This window comes from Bradyrhizobium sp. AZCC 1721, assembly GCF_036924715.1.
Taxonomy (GTDB): Bacteria; Pseudomonadota; Alphaproteobacteria; order Rhizobiales; family Xanthobacteraceae; genus Bradyrhizobium.
On sequence record NZ_JAZHSB010000001.1, the window covers coordinates 1,740,305 to 1,759,913 of the forward strand.

A 19,609-nucleotide genomic window follows, 5' to 3' on the forward strand; every position below is an offset into this window, starting at 1 on the left:
CATGATCTATGACGAATATTGACATTCGTCAGTCGCCATTCGATACTCGTCATCGGTTTCCGCGATGGAGAGTTCGATGTTCGCCCGGTCCATTTTCTCTAGCTATTACAGGCTCTTGACAGGAGCTTTTTTGGCGCTTGCGGTGTTCGTGCTGGCTGGTTGCAATGAAAAAGCGACTGAGGCGGCCGCTCCCGGGCGCCCGGTTCTGGTTGCCACCGTGCACTATGCGGCCGAGACGCCGGAACGCAGTTTCGTTGGCACCATCCGTCCCCGGATCGAGACCGACATGGGCTTCCGCGTCCCCGGCAAGGTCGCCCGGCGTCTGGTCGAGGTCGGCCAGACCGTGGATGTCGGCCAGCCACTCGCCACCCTCGATGAGGTCGATCTGAAGCTGCAGGCCGAACAGGCCGAGGCCGAATTCCGCGCCGCTACTGGCGTGCTGGCACAGGCTGGCGCCGCCGAGCAGCGCGCCAAGGATCTGCGTGCCAAGGGCTGGACCACCGACGCCCAGATGGATCAGAGCCGCGCCGCCGCCGATGAAGCGCGGGCGCGCCTTAATCGCGCCGAGCGGCAGGTCGAACTCACCAAGAACTCGCTGTCCTATGCAACGCTGGTCGCCGATACCCGCGGCGTGGTCACCGCGACCTTGATCGACGCCGGCCAGGTCGTCGCCGCCGGCCAGACCGCGGTCCGCGTCGCCCGCTTTGCCGAGAAGGAGGCCGTGGTCGCGATTCCCGAGACGCTGGTCGGCCGCGCCAAGTCCGGCACCGCCACCGTGACGCTATGGTCGGATTCGGAAAAGAAATATGCCGCGAAGCTGCGCGAGATCGCGCCTTCCGCAGACCCCGCTACGCGGACCTATCTGGCCAAATTCTCGCTGCCGGATGCCGACGACAAAGTCTCGCTTGGCATGACCGCCACCCTGACGCTGGCCGATGGGGCCAGCGAGCGCGTGGCAAAACTGCCGCTGTCGGCGCTGTTCAGCCAGGGCAGCAATCCCTCGCTCTATATCGTCGACGATTCCGGCGCGATCGCACTGAAGCCGGTCGTCGTGAAATCCTACGAGAGCAATGCCGTCGTGATTTCAGGCGGCGTCAACGAAGGCGCCAAGGTGGTTGCGCTCGGCGTGCAGAAGCTCGATCCGGCCCAGAAGGTCCGGGTGGTCTCGTCGCTGTCGTTCTAGCCCCGTCAATTAACCCCGCGCCGTCATTGCGAGGAGCGAACGCTCGCAATGACGGTGGAAGTGCAAACGTATTTCGAAGTTGGAGAGTGACATGAAGCGCTTCAATCTTTCGGGCTGGGCGGTGAGCCATCCGACCCTGATCCTGTTCCTGATGATCGTGCTCGGCGTCGCCGGCTTCTTCTCCTACCAGCGGCTCGGCCGCGCCGAGGACCCGTTCTTCACCGTGAAGGTGGTGAACGTTTCCGCGATCTGGCCGGGCGCAACCGCGCAGGAAATGCAGACCCAGGTGGCCGACCCCATCGAAAAGAAGCTGCAGGAATTGCCGTTCTTCGAGAAGGTGCAGACCTATTCCAAGCCGTCGTTCACGGCGCTGCAGGTGACCTTCAAGGATTCGACGCCGCCGAAGGACGTGCCCTATCTGTTCTATCTGTTGCGCAAGAAGCTCGCCGACGTGCAGGGCCAGTTGCCCGCGGGTCTGCTCGGGCCGAACGTCAACGACGAATTTTCCGACGTCGATTCCATTCTCTACATGATGACCGGCGACGGCGCCGACTACGCGCAATTGAAGAAGGCCGCTGAAGGCATGCGTCAGCGCCTGTTGAAGGTTTCCGGCGTCACCAAGGTCAATCTCTACGGCACCCAGGACGAGCGCATTTTCGTCGAATTCTCCCACGCCAAGCTCGCAACGCTCGGCATCACGCCGCAGGCGCTATTCGATTCGCTCGCCAAGCAGAACAACGTCACGCCCGCCGGCACGGTGGAAACTTCCTCGCAGCGCGTGCCGCTGCGCGTCACCGGCGCACTCGATGGCGCCAAGGCAGTCGCGGAAACCCCGGTCGAAAGCAACGGCCGCGTGTTCCGGCTCGGCGATATAGCGACCGTCACCCACGGCTTCGTCGACCCTCCGACCTTCGTCGCCCGTCAGGAAGGCAAGCCCGCGATCGGCATCGGCGTCGTCACCACCAAGGGCGCCAACATCCTCGAGCTCGGCAAGGAGGTCGAGAAGGCGACTAACGGTTTCATGAAGGCGGTGCCGCAGGGCATCGAGGTCGAGCAGATCGCCGACCAGCCAAAGGTGGTCGAGCGCGCCGTCGGCGAGTTCGTTCATTCCTTCATCGAGGCGCTGGCGATCGTGCTGTTCGTGTCGTTCGTCGCGCTCGGCTGGCGCACGGGTATCGTGGTCGCCATGTCGGTGCCGCTGGTGCTCGCGATCGTGTTCATCGTCATGAACGCGATGTCGATCGACCTGCACCGCATCACGCTCGGCGCGCTGATCATCGCGCTCGGCCTGTTGGTCGACGACGCCATCATCGCGGTGGAGATGATGGTGGTAAAAATGGAACAGGGATGGGACCGCGTCCGCGCGGCGTCCTTTGCCTGGGAATCAACTGCGTTTCCGATGCTCACGGGGACGCTGGTCACGGCCGCTGGCTTCCTCCCCATCGGCTTTGCCAATTCGGCGGTCGGCGAATATGCCGGCGGCATCTTCTGGATCGTGGCGATCTCGCTGGTCGCGTCCTGGTTCGTGGCGGTGATCTTCACGCCTTATCTCGGTGTCAAGCTGCTGCCTAACATCGCCGTGCACCACAACCACGATCCGCACGCGATCTACGAGACGCGGATGTATCGGGGCCTGCGCGCCGTGGTGCAGTGGTGCGTCGACCACCGTATCAAGGTGGTGGCAGCGACGGTCGGCGTGTTCGCGCTGTCGATCGTGGGCTTTGGCAACGTGCAGCAGCAGTTCTTCCCGCTGTCGGAGCGGCCCGAGCTGTTCCTGCAACTGCGCCTGCCGGAAGGCACCGCCTTCAACGTCACGGAGAAGTCCGTCAAGAAGGCCGAAGCGCTCTTGAAGGACGACAAGGATATCGCGACCTACACCGCCTATGTCGGTCAGGGTTCGCCGCGCTTCTGGCTCGGCCTCAATCCGCAACTGCCCAACGAGGCCTTTGCGGAGATCGTGATCGTCTCCAAGGACGTCGAGGCCCGCGAGCGGATCAAGGCGCGGCTGGAGAAGGCGGTCGCCGAGGGCGACCTGTCCGAAGCGCGCGTGCGCATCGATCGCTTCAATTTCGGCCCGCCGGTCGGTTTCCCGGTCCAGTTCCGCGTGATCGGCCCCGACCCCAACACCGTGCGCGACATCGCCTACAAGGTCCGCGATGTCATGAAGCAAAATCCCAATGTCACGGAGCCGCAGCTCGACTGGAACGAGCAGTCGCCTTACCTGAAGCTCGTGGTCGATCAGGACCGGGCCAGGGCGCTCGGCCTCACCCCGCAGGACGTCTCGCAGGCGCTTGCGATGCTGATCTCGGGCGCGCCGGTCACCACCATTCGCGACGGCATCGAGAAGGTCGGCGTGGTCGCGCGCGCGGTGCCGTCCGAGCGGCTCGACCTCGGCCGCGTCGGCGATCTCACCGTGACCTCGCGCAACGGCGTCGCCGTGCCGCTGCAGCAGATTGCCAGGATCGAATATTCCCATGAGGAGCCGATCATGTGGCGGCGCAACCGCGATATGGCGATCACGGTGCGGACCGACGTCGTCGACGGCGTGCAGGCGCCCGACGTCACCAACCAGATCTGGCCGAAGCTGAAGGAAATCCGCGATCATCTCGAGCCGGCCTACCGGATCGAGCCGGGCGGCGCGTTCGAGGAATCCGAAAAGGGCAACGCCTCGATAGCCCTGCTGTTTCCGCTGATGGCGCTGGTGATGCTTACTCTGCTGATGATCCAGTTGCAGAGCTTCTCGCGTCTGATCCTGGTGTTCCTGACCGCGCCGCTCGGCATCGTCGGCGCCTCGCTCGGCCTCAATATTGCCAACCAGCCGTTCGGCTTCGTGGCGCTGCTCGGACTGATCGCGCTGGCCGGCATGATCATGCGCAACGCGGTGATTCTGGTCGATCAGATCGAGGCCGACGTTTCCCAAGGCCTGACGCGGAAGGAAGCCATCGTCGAGGCCACCGTCCGGCGGGCTCGCCCGGTGATCCTGACGGCGCTGGCGGCGATCCTGGCCATGATCCCGCTGTCCCGCTCCGCCTTCTGGGGGCCGATGGCGATCACCATCATGGGCGGCTTGTTTGTTGCAACCTTCCTGACCTTGCTGTACCTGCCGGGCCTTTACGCCCTGTGGTTCAGGAAGAGCCTGGAAGAAAGCGGTCAGGCCGAGCAGCCCGATCTTGCAGCGCAACATCAGGCCAAGGAGCACCCCAAGGGTCCGCACGCAATTCCGCTTGCCGACGCCGCAGAATAATTGAACATTGAGAGCTGACATGACGCTGATTTCGGAACACATCGAGACTGACACCCGCGAGAAGATCCTCGTGGTGGCGGAGCGTCTGTTCAGGCAGATCGGCTATCAGAAGACGACGGTCGCCGACATCGCCAAGGAATTGCGGATGAGCCCCGCCAACGTCTATCGCTTCTTCGATTCGAAGAAGGCGATTCACGAGGGCGTGGCGCGGACCCTGATGGGCGAGGTCGAGGTCGAGGCGCAACGGATCGCGTCGATGCCCGGACCCGCGGCAGTCCGTCTGCGCGACATGATGAAGACCATCAATCGCATGAACACCGAGCGCTATGTCGGCGATTCCAAGCTGCATGAGATGGTCGAGATCGCGATGCAGGAGGACTGGGGCGTCTGCGTCGCTCACATGGAGATGATTGCCCGGACCATCGGCCAGGTGATCGGGCAGGGCGCCGCCTCCGGCGAGTTCGAGGTTGCCGATTTGCAGCTCGCCTCGCTTTGCGCCTGCACCGCGATGATGCGGTTCTTCCACCCGCAGATGATCGCGCAATGCGCCACCAAGCCCGGCCCGACGATCGACGAAATGATCGATTTCGTGATTGCGGGGCTGTCGCCACGTGCCAAGGCGAATTGAGCTCTCCGCCACTTGACTCCACCGTCATTGCGAGCGAAGCGACTTGTCCGCCGTAGCTTTAGCAAAGGCGGAAGCAATCCATCGCGCCGCGTGCCGTGACATGGATTGCTTCGTCGCAAGCGCTCCCTAGCGCAAACGCTTCGCGTTTGTCGCAGGTAATGACGAAGAAGGACGAGCCGGAATGGACGCCAAGAGCCCAAAAGACCTGCACTACTACGAGCCGAAGAACGGGCACGGCCTCAAGCACGACCCCTTCAACGCCATCATCGCCCCGCGCCCGATCGGGTGGATTTCCTCGCGCGATGGCAAGGGCAACGTCAATCTGGCGCCTTACAGCTTCTTCAACGCCTTCTGCTATCACCCGCCGATTATCGGCTTTTCCTCCACCAACTGGAAAGACAGCGCGGGCAATATCCAGGAGACCGGCGAGTTCGTCTGGAATCTCGCCACAATGGATCTGGCGAAGCAGATGAACGCGACGGCGGCCCACGTTGCCGCTGATGTCGACGAGTTCAAGCTCGCAGGCCTTACGGCCGCGTCCTGCAAGCTCGTCAACGTGCCCCGGGTAGCGGAAAGCCCCGTTGCCTTCGAATGCAAGCTGACGCAGATCATCCAATTGCAGGGCAAGGACGGCGAAAAGGCACAGGCCTGGCTGACGCTCGGCGAAGTCGTCGCCGTCCACATCGACAAGGCCTTCATCAAGGACGGCGTTTACCAGACCGGCCTCGCCCATCCGATCGTCCGCGCCGGCCGCCGCGGCGACTATTTCGAGATCAAGCCGGAAAACATGTTCGAGATGATCCGGCCGGATTAAGCGAATGTAATCCGGATGCAGCCTACGAGTCGTGCGCATGCGCGCCCCACGGCAGCACGGAACTCCGACGCGCCGAAATGCTTATCGTCGGTATTTCGGAGATTGCCGATGATCCGCTCTTTTGCCGGGCTGACCGTGCTCGCCTGCCTTGTCCACCCGGCCTTCGCAGGCCTCGATGCGGCGGCGGTCAACAACGCGGAGTTCAGGGGCAAGCCGCCGGCCAACGGCAAGATCGATCCCATTGTCGTCAAGGCCCAGGTGCTGCTCGACCGCGCTAATTTCTCGCCGGGCGAGGTCGACGGCGAGCTCGGCGAGAACGCCCAGAAAGCCTTGCGGGCGTTCGCCGAAGCCAAAGGCCTCATCGTCAACAAGCAGCCGCTGACCCCCGAGGTCTGGAGCGCTTTGATCGCGAGCAGCGCGGATGCCATCGTCGTCGACTACAAGGTCGCAGCGGCAGACGTGAAGGGGCCGTTCCTAAAGAAGCTCCCCGCCAGGATGGAAAAAATGAAAGGGCTGAAGGCGCTCAATTACACCAGCCCGCGCGAGGCCATCGCCGAGAAATTTCACATGAGCGAGGCGCTGCTCGCGGCCCTCAACCCCGGCAAGAAATTCGACCAGGCCGACCAGACGATCTCGGTAATCAATGTGATGGCCAAAGAGACGAAACCAATTGCAACCCGTGTCGAGGTCGACAAGAGCTCCCAGACCGTCAAGGCGTTCGCGAATTCCGACCTGATCGCCTTCTTTCCCGCGACCGTCGGAAGCGAAGAGAAGCCGACCCCGAGCGGCGTGCTCAAGGTGATCTCGATCGATGCCCCGCCCGTACTACCGCTACAACCCGGATTATAAGTTCAAGGAAGTCAGATCCAGGCGCGCCTTCACGATCAAGCCCGGGCCGAACAACCCCGTCGGAACGCAGTGGATCGGACTGTCCGCGGAAGGCTACGGCATTCACGGCACGGCAAACCCGTCGAAAATAAGCAAGGCGGAATCTCACGGCTGCGTGCGTCTCACCAATTGGGACGCCGACAAGTTGGCAAAACTCCTGAAGAAGGGCACCGAGGTCGCGTTCATCGAGCGGCAGGCGGCGAACCGGAAGTGATTTCTCTCAGGCGCAATGTCACCGGATCATTCGTCCGTGGCAAACGCGTCGTAAACCAGCTTCTTGAACGCGGGTGTGATGCGTGCACGTTCGTTCTGGGTCTGCTCCAGCAGGATGTAGATCATGTCCAGCGTCGGGTCGACACCGAAATAGGTGCCGCTGCCGCTATCCCATTTGAGTTCGCCGATCGACCCTGGCGGCGGCGGCTTGGCATTTCCCGGATCGGTGCGCACGGCAAAACCATAGCCGTAGCCAAAGCCATCTCCGGGAAAGTAGTAATAGTCCCGCGCGACGCCGGAGCCGGGCCCGATATGGTCTGACGTCATCGACTTGAATGCGGCCGGGCTAAGGTAGCGTTTGCCATCGAGTTGCCCGCCGTTGAGGATCATCTGGGCAAAACGGGCATAGTCGTTCAGTGTCGAGACCAGCCCGCCGCCGCCGGATTCCCATTCCGGATGGGCGCGGCGTGCAGTCTCCGCAAGTTTCAGGATGGTATCGCTTGGCAGCGGCTCCGCCATCCGCGCGCGTTCGTCGGCACTTTCCAGCACGAATTTCGTGCTGGTCATGCCGAGCGGATCGAAGATGTGCTGCTTTTCAAACTGATAGAGTGTCTGCCCGGATACGATCTCGATGACGCGTCCGAGGACGTCGGTTGAATGTCCGTAACGCCAAAGCGTGCCGGGTTGTCGTGCCAGGGGCAACCTGGCGATGCGATCGGCAAACACCTTGTTGGTGTAACGCCCATCGAAAAGGCCCGATTCCGAATAGGCCTTCATGATCAGCTTGCCGCCGATGTAATCGTACGTGATGCCCGACGTATGGCGCAGCAGATCCATGATGGTCACCGGCCGATCTGCCGGGACAAGCGTCAAGACGTTCTTGCCGTCAATGGTGTCGGAACCGACAAGTACCTTCGCGTCAGCAAACGCCGGAATGAATTTGGAGGCGGGATCGGCGGGCGAGAGCTTGCCTGCGTCGATCAACATCATCGCCGCGACGCTGGTGATTGGCTTCGTCATCGAATGAAGCGCAAAGATCGTATCTGATGTCATCGGAGCCTTGGTCTCGACATCCTGAACGCCGAAACATTTCAGATAGACCGGTCTGCCGTGTTGCTGAATCAATACGACGGCGCCCGGCAACCGCCCCGTTGCAACTTCGTTGTTGAAAAATTCAGTGATACGTTCGAGCTTGCTCGGCGATGGCGCGGGGGCCGCTTGGTTGGCTGCTGCCATGTCCGTCCAGATTGCCAGTGACAAGGCCGCAGCAAAAAGTCGTTTGCCGCGAGATCCAGCGGTGCAATGCAATATCTGTCGAGTCGGCATCTTCATTTTGATTTGCCCCGCGGGCCGACTGATTTGCCGGAGAATTCGACCAACTGTCGAATGACTAGCATGTCGCGCACCTTGTCGCCACGTGGGCAATTGCCCCAAGCGCGATGATGGCAGAGCCTTCCGACGGACATGCGTTGGACGAGGTGATGCCATTTTCGGCTGCAAGCTTGAGCAGAGAGCTGAATCGAAGCTCTCGTAACCAGGTGCGGACTTGGTTAACCTCAGGTTGCCAGGCCGGATCAACGGCCGGCGAACAGATTGGGAGGATGCGATGACACGCCAGGAGCGGCGCGATCCAGAACAGCAGCGCGATCCAGAAGTGACGATTTCACGACGAACGCTTGTCCAGGGTTTGGCGGTATGCGCCGGTGCTACCGTCGCGGGGGCCGGCAGCGCATTGGCCCAGACCGGTCCTGTGGCGCCTCCGTCAACAGTCACCAGCCCGCCGCGCGATTTCAGTCCACGCGGTGCCCCCACCACCTATTTCTGGGACCCCGACATCATCGCCGTCGATCCATCCTTCAACAATCTCGCCCAGCCCAATACGGCGATCAAGCGCCTCTACACCGGTCTGTTGTGGGCCGAAGGCCCCGCCTGGAGCGCGCAGGGGCGCTATCTCCTGTGGAGCGACATTCCCAATAACAGGCAGATGCGATGGTCAGAGGATGACGGTCATGTCAGCGTCTTCCGCACGCCATCCAACAACAGTAACGGCAACTCGTTTGATTTCCAGGGACGACAGCTTTCCTGCGAGCATCTCACCCGGCGCGTCGTGCGCTATGAGCATGACGGCACCGCAACCGTGCTGGCTGACTCCTATAACGGCAAGAAGCTGAACTCGCCGAACGATGTCGTCGCGCATCCGGACGGCAGCTACTGGTTCACCGATCCGCCCTATGGCGGCATGCTCTATGAGGGGGAGCCTGACGTCGCGGGCGGGCCGAGCAATCCTGCCGGCAAGCTCAATCCGCGGATCGGTCAGCCGGCAGGCTTCGTGCCGGGCAAGCGCGAACTGCCGACCAACTGCTATCGCATCGATCCGTCTGGTCGTGTTGACCTCGTCGTGACCGAGGAACAGGTGCCCGATCCCAATGGCCTCTGCTTCTCGCCTGACTACAAAAAACTGTATGTCGCCTCTACCGGCAAGGGGCCGGGCGACACCGGTCCGGGCGGCAAGGGCGACATGTTCGTGTTCGACGTCGGCACCGACAACAAGCTGACCAACCACAAGCGGTTCAGCGATTTCATGGTCGACGGCGTGAAGTGCGGACCGGACGGCGTGCGCTGCGACGTCAACGGTAATGTCTGGTGCTCCAGCAATGCCGGCCGCGCCGTCGGCTACAGCGGCGTGACGGTATGGTCCCCCGAGGGCAAGCTGATCGGCCGCATCCGTTTGCCCGAAGTGTGCGGCAACATCTGCTTCGGCGGCCCCAAGCGCAACCGCCTGTTCATGGCCGCGAGCCAGTCGCTCTACGCCGTGTACACGGCAACGCAGGGTGCCGGACCGGGTTGACCGGCTAGCCTTGCTCACGATCTCATTCCGGGCTCTCGCTTCGCGAGCCCCGGAATGACGAGAGGGCGATTCATTAAAATTTGCTGCAAATTGGCAACCGCCAACCAACCGCTCCGGCAAAAGTTGGGCACGCTTAAACGGAGCGTTTATTGCGAACGGACCACCCTTCTTCGCACGAAGGGAGGCTCGTCCACCAATGCCCATATTCAAATATTTTACCGTCGTAGGATCGACACTGCTCGTATTGCTGTTTGTTTCGAACGCTTACCTCGCCGACGACGAAAGCAATTTGCGCTTCGACGGATCGCTATACGGGAGCGCGCTTTACGCGCCTCGCGTGGCAGAAACCCAAGCGACCACGGAGCTTCGCTTTACCCGCGATGTCACGCCTGCCGTTCGCGTCAAGGAAGTATTTGCCGTGTTCGTCCCCAATGAGCGACGCCGCAACAAGCGTGATTCATGACACCGGCGTGCCCGCGGTTGAGACCGGTGGGCGCTCCCGAGCGGCATCCATCCGGCAACGTTGTCGGTCTCTAAACGCCGGATAATGCAGGCATTTTGGAACGGGCCCGGGTCTGCGCCGTTATCTCCAAGTTCAGTTTCGCGTCATTTGCCGATGCGAAGCGTCTCCGAAACCCGTGCTTTTCAGCTAGGATGAACCCATGTTTGGTATAGGTGAGGCGAGACGTCGCGCCCCGATCATGAGGAGGTCGCCATGAGCTTCCGCCGCGATTTCATTAGCAAACCGATCTTCGCTTTCGCGCGCGGCGCGATGCCCGCGATGTCCGATACCGAGCGCGAGGCGCTGGAGGCGGGCGACGTCTGGTGGGACGCCGATCTCTTCACCGGCAATCCGGACTGGTCGAAATTGCTGGCTGTCGCGCCGGCGACGCTGACTGAAGAAGAAAAGGCCTTTCTTAACGGTCCCGTCGACGAGCTTTGCGCCATGCTCGACGAGTGGAAGATCAATTGGGAATGGCGTGATCTTCCGCCGGAGGTATGGTCCTTCATCAAGCGGCACAAGTTCTTCGGCATGATCATTCCGAAGGAGTTTGGCGGGCTCGGCTTCTCGCCTTATGCGCATTCGGAAGTTGTGCGAAAGCTTTCGTCGCGCTCGCTGACCGCAGCCGTCACCGTGATGGTGCCGAATTCGCTCGGCCCGGGCGAGTTGTTGATGCGCTTCGGTACCAAGGAGCAGCAGGACAGGTGGCTGCCGCGGCTCGCCGAAGGCGCCGACATTCCTTGCTTCGGCCTGACCAGCCCTGAAGCCGGCTCGGACGCGGCCTCGATGGTCGACACCGGCATTATCTGCAAGGGCAGTTTCGAGGGCCGGGAAGTCATCGGCCTGCGGCTGAACTGGCACAAGCGCTACATCACGCTGGGGCCGGTCTCGACACTGCTCGGTCTCGCTTTCAAGGCCTATGATCCCGATCATCTCGTGGGCCAGCAGGAAGAACTCGGTATTACCGTAGCCCTGATCCCGACCCATCTGCCCGGCGTCGAGATCGGCCGCCGCCATCTGCCGGCGATGCAGATGTTCCAGAACGGTCCGAACTGGGGTCGCGACGTGTTCATTCCGATGGACTACATCATCGGGGGGCAGGAGCGGCTGGGCCAGGGCTGGAAGATGCTGATGACGGCATTGGCTGCTGGCCGCGGCATCTCGCTGCCGTCGCTGTCGGCCGCGGGGGCGGCGTATGCGGCGCGCACCACGGGCGCCTATGCCCGTATCCGCGAGCAGTTCGGCATCTCCATCGGCAAGTTCGAAGGCATCGAGGAGCCGCTCGCGCGCATCGCCGGCACCGCCTATCTGCTCGATGCCGCGCGGCGGCTGACCTGCGCAGCGCTCAACCAGGGACACCATCCCGCCGTCATCTCGGGCATCATGAAGCTGCACGCCACCGAGCGGATGCGGATCGTGATCGACGACGCCATGGATATCCATGGCGGTAAGGCCGTGATCGACGGACCGCAGAACTACATGGGCAGCCTCTATCGCGCGGTGCCGGTCGGCATTACCGTTGAAGGCGCCAATATCCTCACGCGAAATCTCATCGTGTTCGGGCAAGGTGCGATCCGCGCTCATCCATTCCTGCTCGACGAAATGAATGCGCTTGGTGAAGCCGATCGTGCCAAGGGCTTGGACGCCTTCGACAAGGCATTCTGGAGTCATGTCGGCCACAGCTTCAGGACCATGTTCCGTGCCTGGGGCCGAAGCTGGACCTTCGGCCTGTTCGCGCCGGCGCCCGATGCCGGCGAGGCAACGCGATTCTATCGCCAGCTCTCGCGCTACTCGTCGGCATTCGCGCTGTGCGCCGACATGGCGCTGTTGACGCTTGGCGGCGCGCTCAAACGCAAGGAAATGCTCTCGGCCCGATTCGGCGACATTCTGTCCGAACTCTATCTGCTGTCCGCCGCGCTGAAACGCTGGCAAGACGAGGGACGGCAGAAGGAAGATTTCGCCGCGCTCGAATGGTGCATGGCGAGCGGCTTCAAGACCATCGAGAACCGCTTTGCCGAAATCCTCGCCAACCTGCCTAACCGGTTCGTGGCGGTGATCCTGAAATTCCTGATCCAGCCGTTCGGTGCGCGCGTGCTCGGCCCCTCCGACCGCATCGTGCATCAATGCGCGCAGCTCGTGCTGGAGCCATCGGCTGCGCGCGACCGGCTCACCTCCGATCTGTCATCCGTCGATGATGATGGCGGCATCGCCCGACTGGAGAAGGCGTTCCGGCTGGTGGCGGCTGCGGACGACGTCGCAAAGCAGATGCGCGCCGCGCGGCTGCATGACTGGAGAGAGGCGGTGAAAAAGGGTGTCATCACTCAGGCCCAGGGCGAGAAGCTGCAGGCGGCACATGAAGCCGTTGCCAAGGTGATCGAAGTCGACGATTTCGCGCCCGAGGCGTTGTCGCCGATTTACAGCAAGGGGGCCGACGTGCATCAGTTCTTCCAGGAACTGGGTGAACAGAGGGCGGCAAGCTGATGGCGCGACCGGTCTTTATCGTCGACGGCAGCCGGACGCCGTTCTTGAAAGCGCGCTCCGGCCCCGGGCCCTTCACGCCGGTCGATCTCGCCGTGCAATGCGGCCGGCCGCTTCTGGCGCGGCAGCCATTCGCACCGACCGCCTTTGATCAGGTCATTCTCGGCTGCGTCAACGTCATCGCCGACGAGATGAATCCGGCCCGTGTCGCCGCGCTCCGGCTCGGCATGGGCGAGAAGATGGTCGCCTTCACCGTGCAAATCAATTGCGGCTCCGGCATGCAATCGATCGACACCGGTTATCGTTACATCCGCGAGGGCGTCTCCGACCTGATCCTGGCAGGCGGCGCCGAAGCGCTGAGCCATGCCCCGCTGGTCTGGCCGCAACAGGGCGTGCGCTGGTTCGCAGGGCTTGCAGGGGCAAAAGGTATCGGCGCGAAAGCCATGGCTGCGCTGAAAGTGAAGCCCGGCTATTTCAAGCCGATCATCGGGCTTGAGCGCGGCCTGACCGACCCCATCACCGAACTCAATATGGGTCAGACCGCCGAAGTGGTCGGCCATCTCTTCGGCATCACCCGCGCGCAATCGGATGCCTATGCTGCCGAAAGTCACAAGCGACTCGCAAAGGCGCAATCGCAGGGCTGGCTCAAAGATGAAGTAGAGACCGCATTCGCGCGCGACGGAAAGTTCTACGATCACGACGATGGCGTGCGGCCGGACTCGACACCGGAGAGCTTGGCAAAGCTGAAGCCGGTGTTCGAGCGTCCCTGGGGTAAGGTCACTGCCGGCAATTCCTCGCAGATCACCGATGGCGCGTCCTGGGTGATCCTGGCTTCCGAAGAGGCCGTTGCCAAGCACGGCCTGACGCCGAAGGCGGTCATCCTCGACAGCCAGTGGTCGGCGCTCGATCCCGGCATCATGGGCCTGGGGCCGGTGCTGTCGGCGACGGAGCTTCTCAAGCGCAACAAGCTGACGCTTTCGGATATCGAGAGCTGGGAATTGAACGAGGCGTTTGCGACGCAGGTGCTGGGCTGCCTCGCCGCCTGGAACGACGAAAAATTCTGCAAGGAGATTCTCGGCCTCGACGGCGCGGCGGGCGAGCTCGATCAGACGAAGTTGAACGTCGATGGCGGCGCGATCAGCCTCGGCCATCCCGTAGGCTGCAGCGGCAATCGCATCGTGCTGCATTTGGTCAACGCCATGAAGCGATTGGGCACCAGGCGCGGCATCGCCACCGAATGTATCGGCGGCGGGCAGGGCGGCGCGATGTTGATAGAGACGGTGTGAGCATGGATAGCCAGATCATGAACGTTCTCGGCGATCGCGTGCTCGAACTCGGGCCGGAGCCTGACGCTGAGCGCCCGTACAAGAATTTCAGGCTGACCCGCGATGGCGACGGCGTCGCCTGGCTCTTGTTCGATCGCGAAGGCACCAGCGCCAACACGCTGTCCGCCGATCTGATCGAGGAACTCAGCAAGGTGTTGTCCGAGCTGGAAACCGCGCGGCCGACCGGTCTCGTCATCCGCTCCGCCAAAAAATCCGGCTTCATCGCCGGCGCCGACGTCAACGCCTTTCGCGGCGCCACCGATGTGGCGGCAGTCGAGGCTGAGATCGGCCGCGCGCATGCCGTGATCGATCGGCTCGAAGCCCTGCGCGTTCCGAGCGTGGCCGTGATCCACGGCTTCTGCCTCGGCGGCGGCCTCGAAGTGGCGCTGGCCTGTCAGATGCGGATCGCGATCGAGGACGCGCGGTTTGGCTTCCCCGAGGTGATGCTCGGCCTGCACCCCGGTCTCGGCGGCACCGTACGTTTCACGCAGCTTGTCAATCCGATGCAGGCGATGCCGCTGATGCTGACCGGCAAGACCATCGATGCCCGCCGCGCAAAATCGCTCGGGCTGGTCGATGCCGTGACGCAGGAGCGGCATGTCTTGAATGCCGTGAAGGATGCCGTGTCCGGCCGCTTGAACCGCGCGAAGCCCGGGTTTCTCAACTCCGTTCTCAGCCTCGGCCCGATCAAGGGCTTTCTCGCCTCGCGCATGCGCCGCGAGGCCGGCAAGGCGGCGCGCGAGGAGCATTATCCCGCGCCCTATGCGCTGATCGATCTCTGGGAAAGGCACGGCGGCGACCGGCGGGCGATGCTGAATGCGGAGAAAGCGTCTTTCGCCAGATTGATGGTGACGCCAACCGCGCAAAACCTGATCCGCGTGTTCTTCCTGCGCGAGCAGATGAAGAAGCTCGCGGGATCCGGCAACAGGATCGAGCATGTTCACGTCATCGGCGCCGGCGCCATGGGTGGCGACATCGCCGCCTGGTGCGCCGGCCAGGATTTGCGGGTGACACTCGCTGACATGAAGCCGGAGCCAATCGCAGGCGCGATCAAGCGCGCTGCCGATCTCTACGGCAAGATCCTGCGCAAGCGGACTGCCGTGCGCGATGCGCTGGACCGGCTGATGCCGGACATGCAGGCCGAGGGCGTCCGCAACGCCGATCTCATCATCGAGGCGGTGCCGGAGAAGCTGGAGCTGAAGCAGAAGGTCTATGCCGACCTCGAACCGAAGATGAAGCCCGGCGCGATTCTTGCTACCAACACGTCGAGCATCCCGCTGCAGGACCTGCGCACCACGCTGCAAAAACCCGAGCGGCTTCTCGGGCTGCACTTCTTCAATCCGGTCTCGCGGCTGCAACTCGTCGAAGTCGTCAGCCATGACGGCACCGATGCGCAACTCCTGAAGGAGGCGCTCGCCTTCGTCGGCGCCATCGACCGGTTGCCGCTGCCCGTAAAGTCGTCGCCCGGCTTCCTCGTCAACCGCGCGCTGACGCCCTACATGCTGGAAGCGATGCTGATGCTGGACGAGAAGATCGACAAGACGGTCATCGACGCCGCCGCGAAAAAGTTCGGCATGCCGATGGGCCCGATCGAACTCGCCGACCAGGTCGGCCTCGACATCTGTCTCGACGTCGGCGACATGCTGCGCTCGAAGTTCGGTGACGCGCTTCCGCCGACGCCGGCCTGGTTGCGTGAGAAGGTTGCCAGAGGCGAACTCGGCCGTAAGGCGGGCAAGGGCTTTTACACCTGGAAGGGCGACAAGGCCGATACCTCATCAGGCCTGCCCGCGACATCGGAGCCCTCGGCGGAAATGATCGACAGGCTGATCCTGCCGATGTCGAATGTCTGTGTCGCCTGCTTGCGCGAAGGCATCGTCGACGATGCCGACGCGGTCGACGGCGCCGTCATCTTCGGCACCGGCTACGCGCCGTTCCGCGGCGGTCCTCTGAACTATGCGCGAACCCGAGGGGTAGAGAACGTGGTCTCGACGCTGCGGGCGCTTACGGAAAAATTCGGCGGAAGATTTGCGCCGGATGCTGGTTGGGAGAATTTCAAGTGAACGAACCCCGTCTGCACGCGCCGGTCTCGACCGAGAGCGAGACCCGCGGTGATCTCTGCATTCGCACGCTGGCGATGCCGGCCGACACCAACGCCAATGGCGACATCTTCGGCGGCTGGCTCTTGAGCCAGATGGATATCGGCGGCGGCGTTTTCGCTTCCAAGATCGCGAAATCGCGCACGGTGACGGTCGCGATCGAGGCGATGAATTTCCGCAAGGCCGTCTATGTCGGCGACCTCGTTTCGGTCTACGCCAATCTGGTGCGGGTCGGGCGCACCTCGATCACGGTGCATCTCGAAGCTTGGGTCGTGCGCCGCAAGGAGTTGCAACAGATCCTGGTGACCGACGGCAACTTCACCTACGTCTCGATCGACGACAACGGCCGTCCGCAGCCAGTCAGTCCGGACGGCGTGATCAAGACCTAAATCTTACGGGCAGGGACGCTCATAGCCGTCACGGCCGATGAAGGTACCACGGCGCGGGTCATAGGTCTGCGAGCGCATGCAGCGCGGCGTGTCGTCGTAATACCGGGGCGGCGGGGGTGCGTATTGCGCCTGGACGCCGCAATAGCGCGGCGAAACTTCCTGCCACCCGCCGGGCTGCTCCACGTAGCAACCGCCCTGATAGTAGCGATAGCCGCCGGGCCGCGGCTCGCCCTGGGCGCCGATCGCAGCACCCGTCGTCGCCCCGACGATCGCGCCAACCGCCGCACCGCGGCCGCCGCCGAGCGCGCCGCCGACAATCGCGCCCGCCGCGCCGCCGAACAGTGCGCCGCCGAGCGTGCTTTCCTGCGCCGCCGCCTCCTGGAGCGGCGCGCAAGCCGCAAGGACCACCAGCATCGAGAGCGCGAATTTCGGTATCATGTCAGTTCTCCGGCCATTTGAACGATTCGCTAGCGTGTTCCGAACCAGCTTTGGCATAGGTTGGCCTTGCGGCGCAACGGCGGAAGCAGGAACAATTGCCCGTCCAACCCGTTGTAGGCCCGGAATAAATCGAGGCTGGGCCATGTCGGACACCTACATCATCGAAGTCGGCTCGCAGCCGGCCGGGATTATCGTGCGCGCTCCCGGCGGCTATCAGTTCTTCGCCGCCTCGCACCGTTTCAACCGGCTGGAAGGACAGATATTTCGCAACGCGCGCGAGGCCGAGCGTGCGGCCTACCATCTTGTCAGCGGGGTGACGCTGGCGGCATGACCGCCAGCGCCAGTCTTCCGGCGGTCAGAGCTTGGTGGCCGACCGCGACAGCAGCTTCCAGTCCGAGCCCTGTTTCTGCCAGTTCATCAGGATGTGCAGGTTCTGCGGCGTCTTCTTGCCGTCGGTGAACTCCTGCTCGCCGACGAAGTTGAAGCGCACGATGGCCGCCGGGCCGACGACACGGATCGTGGGGTTCTTGTATTCAAGCGAGGTCCATTTGTATTTCGCATTCTTGACTCCCGCCAGCAGTGCCGCCTTGTCGTCGACAGATCCGCTGGAGTGGCTGTAGCTGAGTTCTTCCGCGCAGAGCGGGGCGATCCCCTCGGCATTGCCGGCCGCCTGCGCTGCACGGAAAGCTTCGACGTTCTTCGCGATGGCATCCTCGTCCGCGCCGGCAATAGCGGGGACCACGCTCATGAGCCCAACCCCAAGCCCAAGTGCGAGTACGGGCAAGGCGAGCTGACGGCGATCGATCTTCATGGTTTCCTCCATTCGTTTCTGGTTGTGATCACAGTGTCGCCGCCACAAATTGCTTTGTCGAGCGGCCGCACGCATGGTGCTCGCATGGCTTCGGGCGCGGTTGCCTTAACCAGGATTCGTTGTTTCGCCCTGCCAAACGCCTTTGCGGCCTATCTACCTCGTTGACCGCGCTCCTAATCAGCCGCACCATAACGGCATCTTTGTGCCCAAGTCTGTTCTTCAGGGGTGCTGCCATGGCCGGATTGTCCCACCGTCAGACTGAAATCCTCAACATCGCCCGCGCCTTTGGCCGGGTGATGGTGGAAGACCTCGCCAAGCGTTTCGAGGTTTCGGCGCAGACCATCCGAAAAGACCTCAACGACCTCTGCGACCAGCGCTCGCTGACGCGCATCCATGGCGGCGCCATTATCGCCTCCGGCGTGGAGAACCTCGCCTATGAGGCGCGGCGCTTCGTGGCGGCAGAGGAAAAGCGGGCGATCGGCGTGGCCGCTGCATCGCGGATTCCGAACGGCTGCTCGCTGTTCATCAACATTGGCACCACGACGGAAGAAGTCGCGAGCGCGCTGACCTCGCATGAGGATTTGTTGGTGATCACCAACAACCTCAACGTCGCGATGCTTTTGTACCGGCATCCGCGCATCGAGGTGATCGTGGCGGGCGGCGCGGTGCGCCGTGCCGACGGCGCGGTGATCGGCTCGACCGCGATCAGCCTGATCGGCCAGTTCAAGGTCGACTACGCCATCATCGGGGCGTCTGCGATCGACGAGGAGGGCGCGCTCCTGGACTTCGACTATCGCGAGGTGCAGGCGGCGCAAGCGATCATCGCCAACGCCCGCAGCGTCATGCTGGTCGCGGATTCCACAAAACTCCGCCGCAGCGCGCCGGTGCGCATCGCCCATCTCAGCCAGATCCAGACCTTTGTGACTGACGCGCCGTTGCCGGCAGGTCTTGCCAGTATCTGCAGCCACCGCGGCATCGAGGTGGTTCAGGCGATGGAGAAGCTGGCGACGGATATCGACGATCCTGCTACTGAGCCTGCCGCGGCCACGACCGCCGCGCCTATCCGCTTGCGCTAGTTTCTGGCCGCGGCGCGTCGTCGCCGCTGTTTTTCGCGATTGCCGCACCCGATCATGCTACACCATTGCCGGCGCTGACTCTTGCTCGTGTCGAGGTAGTAGACATCGCAATCAGCGGCAGCGCATTTTCGGATTCTCGTGCGCTCCTCATCGACCAGTAAAGATTCGATCGCCAGCGCGCAGGCATGCAGCGGAATTTCAGGTGTCCGCGGCGAACACCAGCGGTATCTGACCAATCCTCCCGACCGCGAACCGACCAGCGCTCGGGCAGCGTGGGCGGCCCTGATCGAGGCAGAGAGGGCGTCCAGGTCCGGCTGCCGCGTCGGCCGTCCCGAGACTTTCCCTGCCAGGATGTCGTGAAGGTGCTCGCGAAGCCTGCGCGCGCCTTTCACGATGCGATCGGCCGCCGGACCACGCAGCCGCAGCAGCGACTTAACAATCGGTGGCTCGATAAGTCCAGCCAATTCAGCGAACCGTACCAGGTCATGGTAAGTCGCGAGATTTTCGATCGGCTCGTCAGAGGGCCGCTCATCCAGCGTATTCACGAAATCGAGAGCTGGATGTCCGCCACTCCATTCGAAACCATTGCAGCGGTTGTTCATCTCGTCCTTGTTCGGTGGCTCGTTCTGGCGTAACCATTAAAATGCTCTATTCAGGTTATCATTCCTGCGACCTT

15 protein-coding genes and 2 pseudogenes are annotated in these 19,609 nt (G+C 62.8%); 13 read left to right on the forward strand and 4 right to left on the reverse strand.

Annotated features, from left to right (window positions below):
• The first annotated feature begins 76 nt into the window (after positions 1-76).
• The 5 genes and pseudogenes from V1273_RS08520 to V1273_RS08540 all read left to right on the forward strand — a co-directional run bounded on the left by V1273_RS08520 (position 77) and on the right by V1273_RS08540 (position 6,971).
• Positions 77-1,183, forward strand: coding sequence for an efflux RND transporter periplasmic adaptor subunit (locus V1273_RS08520; RefSeq protein WP_334409250.1), 1,107 nt, complete (start codon positions 77-79; stop codon positions 1,181-1,183).
• Positions 1,184-1,274: 91 nt separating this feature from the next.
• A complete protein-coding gene (locus V1273_RS08525) occupies positions 1,275-4,427 on the forward strand; it encodes an efflux RND transporter permease subunit (protein ID WP_334367345.1) in 3,153 nt (1,050 codons plus the stop codon).
• Between the two features lie 19 nt (positions 4,428-4,446).
• On the forward strand, positions 4,447-5,055 hold the full coding sequence (locus V1273_RS08530) for a TetR/AcrR family transcriptional regulator (RefSeq protein WP_334367346.1): 609 nt from the start codon (positions 4,447-4,449) through the stop codon (positions 5,053-5,055).
• Between the two features lie 181 nt (positions 5,056-5,236).
• Positions 5,237-5,869, forward strand: a complete 633-nt coding sequence (locus V1273_RS08535) for a flavin reductase family protein (RefSeq protein ID WP_334367347.1) — start codon at positions 5,237-5,239, stop codon at positions 5,867-5,869.
• 648 nt (positions 5,870-6,517) lie between these two features.
• Positions 6,518-6,971 (forward strand): annotated as a pseudogene (locus V1273_RS08540) (L,D-transpeptidase).
• A gap of 26 nt (positions 6,972-6,997) precedes the next feature.
• Here V1273_RS08540 and V1273_RS08545 read toward each other — a convergent pair.
• On the reverse strand, positions 6,998-8,206 hold the full coding sequence (locus V1273_RS08545) for a serine hydrolase domain-containing protein (protein WP_334412184.1): 1,209 nt from the start codon (positions 8,204-8,206) through the stop codon (positions 6,998-7,000).
• A 370-nt stretch (positions 8,207-8,576) separates the two neighbouring features.
• On the opposite strand from V1273_RS08545, the gene V1273_RS08550 reads away from it, so the two are divergent.
• From V1273_RS08550 to V1273_RS08575, 6 genes are all read left to right on the forward strand, one after another.
• Positions 8,577-9,818, forward strand: coding sequence for an SMP-30/gluconolactonase/LRE family protein (locus tag V1273_RS08550; RefSeq protein ID WP_334409252.1), 1,242 nt, complete (start codon positions 8,577-8,579; stop codon positions 9,816-9,818).
• A gap of 196 nt (positions 9,819-10,014) precedes the next feature.
• A complete protein-coding gene (locus tag V1273_RS08555) occupies positions 10,015-10,281 on the forward strand; it encodes a hypothetical protein (RefSeq protein WP_334409254.1) in 267 nt (88 codons plus the stop codon).
• Between the two features lie 252 nt (positions 10,282-10,533).
• Entirely contained in the window at positions 10,534-12,801 is a 2,268-nt protein-coding gene (locus V1273_RS08560) for an acyl-CoA dehydrogenase (RefSeq protein WP_334409255.1), read from the forward strand.
• Positions 12,801-14,084: an acetyl-CoA C-acetyltransferase gene (locus V1273_RS08565; RefSeq protein WP_334367352.1), complete on the forward strand. Its 1,284-nt coding sequence runs from the start codon at positions 12,801-12,803 to the stop codon at positions 14,082-14,084. Before V1273_RS08560 ends, V1273_RS08565 begins: the two co-directional genes overlap by 1 nt.
• Positions 14,085-14,086: 2 nt before the next feature.
• Positions 14,087-16,183, forward strand: coding sequence for a 3-hydroxyacyl-CoA dehydrogenase NAD-binding domain-containing protein (locus V1273_RS08570; protein WP_334409257.1), 2,097 nt, complete (start codon positions 14,087-14,089; stop codon positions 16,181-16,183).
• 74 nt (positions 16,184-16,257) lie between these two features.
• Positions 16,258-16,608 (forward strand): acyl-CoA thioesterase, encoded by a 351-nt coding sequence (locus tag V1273_RS08575; RefSeq protein WP_141686447.1) that lies wholly within the window; start codon positions 16,258-16,260, stop codon positions 16,606-16,608.
• 138 nt (positions 16,609-16,746) lie between these two features.
• Here the strand turns inward: V1273_RS08575 and V1273_RS08580 are convergent.
• Positions 16,747-17,046 (reverse strand): annotated as a pseudogene (locus tag V1273_RS08580) (glycine zipper domain-containing protein); the annotation flags it as partial.
• Between the two features lie 142 nt (positions 17,047-17,188).
• Here V1273_RS08580 and V1273_RS08585 point away from each other — a divergent pair.
• Positions 17,189-17,377, forward strand: a complete 189-nt coding sequence (locus tag V1273_RS08585; RefSeq protein WP_334409259.1) for a hypothetical protein — start codon at positions 17,189-17,191, stop codon at positions 17,375-17,377.
• A 24-nt stretch (positions 17,378-17,401) separates the two neighbouring features.
• Here the strand turns inward: V1273_RS08585 and V1273_RS08590 are convergent, their stop codons facing one another.
• Positions 17,402-17,857 carry a nuclear transport factor 2 family protein gene (locus tag V1273_RS08590; RefSeq protein ID WP_334409260.1) on the reverse strand — a complete coding sequence of 152 codons (456 nt, stop codon included), beginning with the start codon at positions 17,855-17,857 and terminating at the stop codon, positions 17,402-17,404.
• 233 nt (positions 17,858-18,090) lie between these two features.
• On the opposite strand from V1273_RS08590, the gene V1273_RS08595 reads away from it, so the two are divergent.
• Positions 18,091-18,933, forward strand: a complete 843-nt coding sequence (locus V1273_RS08595; protein ID WP_334409261.1) for a DeoR/GlpR family DNA-binding transcription regulator — start codon at positions 18,091-18,093, stop codon at positions 18,931-18,933.
• Here the strand turns inward: V1273_RS08595 and V1273_RS08600 are convergent.
• Positions 18,930-19,535, reverse strand: a complete 606-nt coding sequence (locus tag V1273_RS08600) for a CGNR zinc finger domain-containing protein (RefSeq protein ID WP_334409262.1) — start codon at positions 19,533-19,535, stop codon at positions 18,930-18,932. The two genes, V1273_RS08595 and V1273_RS08600, sit on opposite strands and share 4 nt — an antisense overlap.
• Positions 19,536-19,609: the final 74 nt, after the last annotated feature.

Coding starts and splice junctions, on each gene's coding strand:
- V1273_RS08595 (WP_334409261.1), top strand. CDS start 18,091: ATGGCCGGATTGTCCCACCGTCAGACTGAAATCCTCAACATCGCCCGC.
- V1273_RS08565 (WP_334367352.1), top strand. CDS start 12,801: ATGGCGCGACCGGTCTTTATCGTCGACGGCAGCCGGACGCCGTTCTTG.
- V1273_RS08530 (WP_334367346.1), top strand. CDS start 4,447: ATGACGCTGATTTCGGAACACATCGAGACTGACACCCGCGAGAAGATC.
- V1273_RS08550 (WP_334409252.1), top strand. CDS start 8,577: ATGACACGCCAGGAGCGGCGCGATCCAGAACAGCAGCGCGATCCAGAA.
- V1273_RS08590 (WP_334409260.1), bottom strand. CDS start 17,857: ATGAAGATCGATCGCCGTCAGCTCGCCTTGCCCGTACTCGCACTTGGG.
- V1273_RS08535 (WP_334367347.1), top strand. CDS start 5,237: ATGGACGCCAAGAGCCCAAAAGACCTGCACTACTACGAGCCGAAGAAC.
- V1273_RS08525 (WP_334367345.1), top strand. CDS start 1,275: ATGAAGCGCTTCAATCTTTCGGGCTGGGCGGTGAGCCATCCGACCCTG.
- V1273_RS08560 (WP_334409255.1), top strand. CDS start 10,534: ATGAGCTTCCGCCGCGATTTCATTAGCAAACCGATCTTCGCTTTCGCG.
- V1273_RS08555 (WP_334409254.1), top strand. CDS start 10,015: ATGCCCATATTCAAATATTTTACCGTCGTAGGATCGACACTGCTCGTA.
- V1273_RS08600 (WP_334409262.1), bottom strand. CDS start 19,535: ATGAACAACCGCTGCAATGGTTTCGAATGGAGTGGCGGACATCCAGCT.
- V1273_RS08570 (WP_334409257.1), top strand. CDS start 14,087: ATGGATAGCCAGATCATGAACGTTCTCGGCGATCGCGTGCTCGAACTC.
- V1273_RS08575 (WP_141686447.1), top strand. CDS start 16,258: ATGCCGGCCGACACCAACGCCAATGGCGACATCTTCGGCGGCTGGCTC.
- V1273_RS08545 (WP_334412184.1), bottom strand. CDS start 8,206: ATGGCAGCAGCCAACCAAGCGGCCCCCGCGCCATCGCCGAGCAAGCTC.
- V1273_RS08585 (WP_334409259.1), top strand. CDS start 17,189: ATGTCGGACACCTACATCATCGAAGTCGGCTCGCAGCCGGCCGGGATT.
- V1273_RS08520 (WP_334409250.1), top strand. CDS start 77: ATGTTCGCCCGGTCCATTTTCTCTAGCTATTACAGGCTCTTGACAGGA.